Consider the following 4,642-nt stretch of genomic DNA (forward strand, 5'->3'; position numbering starts at 1 on the left):
CCCCCTTTCCCCACTCCCGGACACTCGGACACTCATCCCCAAACGCACCAAATATATTTCAAGTTGTAACAAACGATTCCCAAAAGTGCCAATTTGTCTCAAATTGGTGAAAGCTCGTGCCCGCGAAAAGGAGTTTTCCGAATATGTCTTTAACAGATACCCAAGTCTACGTAGCGCTCGTAATTGCTTTGATTCCTGGAATCTTGGCTTTCCGGCTGTCAACTGAACTGTACAAGTAGTTTCTAGACACCAGTCGCGAATCGCAAAATGCCTGTCCGAGTAGTTAAATCTTCAAATTACAGACAATTGCTGCCACCGTGGAGTAGATTGTTTGTGGTCAGCAAGAGGAAACTGCAAGGGCAGGCATTTTTATTGTGCAATTCCGTCCTCAAGCGTTACCCAGTCTCAAAAATTTTGGCTGCCGGCACCGTCACGAACAGGGGCAGGTGTGCGTTAAGCTCGGAATTTGCACGGTTTGTGCTCTAAAACTTCAGTCTCAGGTATTTGAAAAAAAATTATGCAAGCAATTCAACCCACCGTTACCCCACTGCGTCCTGTAAAAACTCCCCCTCGGGTTACTCCTCGTCGCAACAGCAAGCGCCAGCGTTCCTACCCTCATCAAACGCTCGCCGCCGAAACAGGAGTTAAGTTAGCAGTCAACATTGTACTTTCAGTCTGTGCGACTTCTGCTGTGATTCAGCTTTTGCCTCACTTCCGGGCAGTGCAAGAAAAGTTGCACGAAATTCAAGCTGAAGTCAATCTTACCCAAGGGCGAGTAGATAAGTCGCGATCGGACTTTAACCGCTCTTTTGACCCTAGTCTTGCTAAAACTGTGATGCAAGAGCAAAGCAATCGAATGGATCCCCAGCAGCGTCAGGTGATTTTGGAAGAGTCCCCGACACCAGAAGTCGAAGACTCCACCCCGCAACCTTAAGGGAGTTGGCGGTCGGCAGTTGGCAGTTGGCAGTCGGCAGTCGGCAGTTGGCAACTAACAACTAGCAACTGACAACTGACTACTGACTACTGACTACTGACTACTGACTGCGGACTGCTGACTACTGACTTAGCAATCACGGTTTTTTCCTTCAATAGTTGCAGTGCAGCTTGATATTGCAAGTCTGCTTCGGTGCCGATTCGATCGCGCGCAATCGGCTGTAGCGGCACTACGCGATCGGGCGAAATCCCCAATTTGTTAATATCCGTGTGGTTCGGCGTCTCGTACCTAGCGACAGTCACCGCCAACCCGGAACCGTCAGACAAATCAAACAAAGACTGAATCAGCCCTTTGCCAAAAGTCTTTTCTCCGACCAATTGAGCTCTGCCGTTATCTTGCAGCGCACCAGCCAAAATTTCGCTAGCGCTGGCTGTTCCTTTGTTGACCAAAACAATTAGCGGATCTGCCGTCAAAGCCCCTCCATAGGCTTCAAAACTGCCGAGAATGCCTTGTCTGTTGACGGTGTAGACGATCGTCCCGGAATCGAGCCACAGACGCGCAATTTCAATTCCTGCTTGCAACAGTCCGCCCGGATTGTTACGCAAATCGAGAATGTAGGCGGCGGCTCCTTGTTTTTCCAAACTGTCGATCGCGCCGGCGACTTCCTCAGTAGCATTAGCGCTGAATTGACTCAAGCGAATGTAGCCCAGCGGTAAATTGTCTGGGCCAGACTGCAATTCGGCGTAAACCGGGTGGAGTTCAATCCGATCGCGCACCAACTCAATATCTTCAGGAACGTCTCTTCCTTCGCGCCCCAAGGTCAAAGTAACGGCAGTACCGGCGCGGCCGCGCATTCGAGTTGCTGCCTCGTCTAGGCTCAATTCTGACGTGAGAGTGCCATCAATTTTCAGAATGCGATCGAGCGGTTGAATGCCGGCTCGATCCGCCGGCGAACCGGCCACAGGAGCCACCACTGTCAGGGTATTTGTCTGGGAGTCGATCGCAATTTGCAGCCCCACACCAGTCAATTCTCCCGAAGTGTTGACCTGCAAACTGCGGTACTGTTCTGGTTTCAGCAGTCGAGTAAAAGGATCGTCGAGATTCGCCAGCATCCCTTGAATCGCCGTGTAAGTCTGCTCTCTGTCGTTGAGCGGCTGCTTGACAGCTTGTTGGCGGATCGACCACCAGTTTTTAGAGTTAAAGCTGTCGTCCACGTAAGAGCGGTTGACAATTCGCCAAGCTTCGCTCAAAAGCTGCTGTTCTGAAGTTAGGGCCGCCGCAGGCTGTGTCCACGCGCCCAGAACCAGGGCGACTTGGAGGAATAGTAAAATTGCCGTCTGAAAAACTCGTCTGTGCATGATTTTTGTGTAAAAGATAGGCAAGTATGGCATCTCCTGCATTTTTAATTTGTAGGCTTTTAAGCTTTTGCGCGGTCAACTCTCCCCCAGACATTCAGGACTCGTCAAATCCGCGTCAAATGTACGCTGCGAACAAAAAAGTATTTAAATTTAACATTTAATTGTAAAAATTAGTGAAGTTTTATCAGGAAAATTAAAACTCACGAGCCAGAGAGTCGCTGACCGACCCGGACTGCGGTCTTGGGCCCTGTTATTGGCTATCTGCCTAGTAGGGGCGGATGTTGAGCTTGCAGAAAATGCTATTTGAGGCGAAGAAAAAAGCGATCGCTCCGTGAATTCTGCACAGCAATTATGTTACATTTTTTATCATAGTCTGGAATTCGATCGGGCAACGCCAGCGAGCAGGAACAAGCGACCGCTGAATTTCCCAGCGCTCGCGGGCGATCGCACAATGCAGAGTTCCTTTCGCAAGCTCCAAATTTTAAAATAGCCTCAGCCATTTGCTAATAAAAGCAAGCTGCTCGGGGCGGGGCGACAAAAACATTGTGGCTGCTGCCCGCTTACCTCAACCACAGCAATATTCTTTTAGGAATTCTGGCTCCATGTTTTCTAAACAAATCACCGACTCAAAAACCTACCAGTGGTTTGAGGAACGCCTGGAAATTCAGGCGCTCGCCGACGACATCACCACTAAGTACGTACCCCCCCACGTCAATATCTTCTACTGCTTGGGCGGAATTACCTTAGTTTGCTTTTTGATCCAATTTGCCACCGGCTTCGCCATGACTTTCTATTACCGTCCAACGGTAGCAGAAGCGTTTTCTTCAGTGCAATACCTGATGAATGAGGTCAACTTCGGCTGGCTGATCCGCTCCATCCACCGCTGGTCTGCCAGCATGATGGTGCTGATGATGATTCTGCACACTTTCCGGGTTTACCTGACCGGCGGCTTCAAAAAGCCCCGCGAATTAACCTGGGTGACAGGAGTAATCTTGGCAGTCCTCACCGTTTCTTTCGGCGTGACAGGCTACTCGCTGCCTTGGGATCAAGTCGGTTACTGGGCCGTTAAAATCGTTTCCGGTGTCCCCGAAGCCATCCCGGTTGTCGGTTCTTTGCTGGTAGAACTTCTACGCGGCGGTGTCAGCGTCGGTCAAGGCACTTTGACTCGCTACTACAGCTTGCACACTTTCGTGCTGCCTTGGCTGATTGTAGTCTTCATGCTGGCTCACTTCTTGATGATTCGCAAGCAAGGCATTTCGGGCCCGTTGTAAGTTTTGAGTTGTAGGGGCGATATTTTTTTGCCCCCTGCGGAATTTTGGGTTGAAAATTCAGAATTCATCACTCATGATATTTATTGACAGCCCGATCGCGCCGCTGATTCAGACTAACGAATACAGCAAGATGCCAAGCCCGGGTAAAAATAAAAGGAGAACACTCTTACTATGTCTATTCTCAAAAAACCAGATTTGAGCGATCCGGCGCTACGCGCTAAGCTCGCTAAGGGCATGGGTCACAACTATTACGGCGAACCAGCTTGGCCCAATGACTTGCTCTACGTTTTCCCTATAGTCATCATGGGAACAATTTCCCTGTGCGTAGGTTTGGCCGTACTAGACCCGGCTATGATTGGCGAACCGGCCAATCCTTTTGCTACTCCGCTAGAAATTCTACCGGAATGGTATTTGTGGCCGGTGTTCCAACTTTTGCGCGTTTTGCCTAACAAATTGTTGGGTATTGCTTGCATGGCCGCTGTTCCCCTCGGCTTGATTTTGATTCCGTTCATCGAGAACGTTAACAAGTTCCAAAATCCGTTCCGCCGCCCTGTGGCTACTGCAGTCTTCCTGTTTGGAACGGCGGTAACTCTGTGGTTGGGTATTGGCGCTATTTTCCCGATCGACCAATCTTTCACCCTGGGTCTGTTCTAAGATTCACGGTTGCTTAAATTTGACGCCCGCGGGTTTCCTGTAAAGTGCTTTTGTACTGTTGGGAAACTTTAGCGGGCGTCATTTTATTTTCTATTTTCGATTTTAGATTGGGGATTTTTAGCTCTAAAATTTAATAATTCTCAGTAAATAATTCTCTAATTTTCTTCAACCGCATCAGCATACAGAATCATCAAATATACAGCGTATTCCTGGTTTATGAAGTACACACTCCTAACCGGGTTTCTTTACAGTTCTCGCATCATTACTGATTCTGTTCTGTGACACCCGGTTTCTCGCTCTCTACATCTACATGGAATATGCTGTATCTAATACCAAATCCGGGTAACAAAGAATTTCAAAGGTGGTAAGCTGTTGTGCATCCCAATTGTGTATGGTAGTTGAGGGGGAGAGGGGGAGAGGGGGAG

Annotated in this window: 5 protein-coding genes; 4 read left to right on the plus strand and 1 reads right to left on the minus strand. The window is 49.0% G+C overall.

Going from position 1 to position 4,642, the window contains the following annotated elements:
- Positions 1 to 143 precede the first annotated feature (143 nt).
- Positions 144 to 239: a photosystem I reaction center subunit XII gene (psaM, locus tag AACV78_RS22110; protein ID WP_015174804.1), complete on the plus strand. Its 96-nt coding sequence runs from the start codon at positions 144 to 146 to the stop codon at positions 237 to 239.
- Positions 240 to 517: 278 nt separating this feature from the next.
- On the plus strand, positions 518 to 934 hold the full coding sequence (locus AACV78_RS22115; protein WP_194013048.1) for a slr1601 family putative cell division protein: 417 nt from the start codon (positions 518 to 520) through the stop codon (positions 932 to 934).
- An 86-nt stretch (positions 935 to 1,020) separates the two neighbouring features.
- Here AACV78_RS22115 and ctpA read toward each other — a convergent pair whose 3' ends face one another.
- Positions 1,021 to 2,292 (minus strand): carboxyl-terminal processing protease CtpA, encoded by a 1,272-nt coding sequence (gene ctpA, locus AACV78_RS22120; protein ID WP_194013051.1) that lies wholly within the window; start codon positions 2,290 to 2,292, stop codon positions 1,021 to 1,023.
- 602 nt (positions 2,293 to 2,894) lie between these two features.
- Between ctpA and petB the strand changes: the two genes are divergently transcribed.
- Positions 2,895 to 3,563 (plus strand): cytochrome b6, encoded by a 669-nt coding sequence (petB, locus tag AACV78_RS22125; protein WP_194013049.1) that lies wholly within the window; start codon positions 2,895 to 2,897, stop codon positions 3,561 to 3,563.
- Between the two features lie 171 nt (positions 3,564 to 3,734).
- On the plus strand, positions 3,735 to 4,217 hold the full coding sequence (gene petD / locus AACV78_RS22130; RefSeq protein WP_194013050.1) for a cytochrome b6-f complex subunit IV: 483 nt from the start codon (positions 3,735 to 3,737) through the stop codon (positions 4,215 to 4,217).
- Positions 4,218 to 4,642 lie beyond the last annotated feature (425 nt).

Source organism: Tychonema sp. LEGE 07196, from assembly GCF_963890365.1.
In the GTDB taxonomy this organism is placed as follows: domain Bacteria; phylum Cyanobacteriota; class Cyanobacteriia; order Cyanobacteriales; family Microcoleaceae; genus Microcoleus.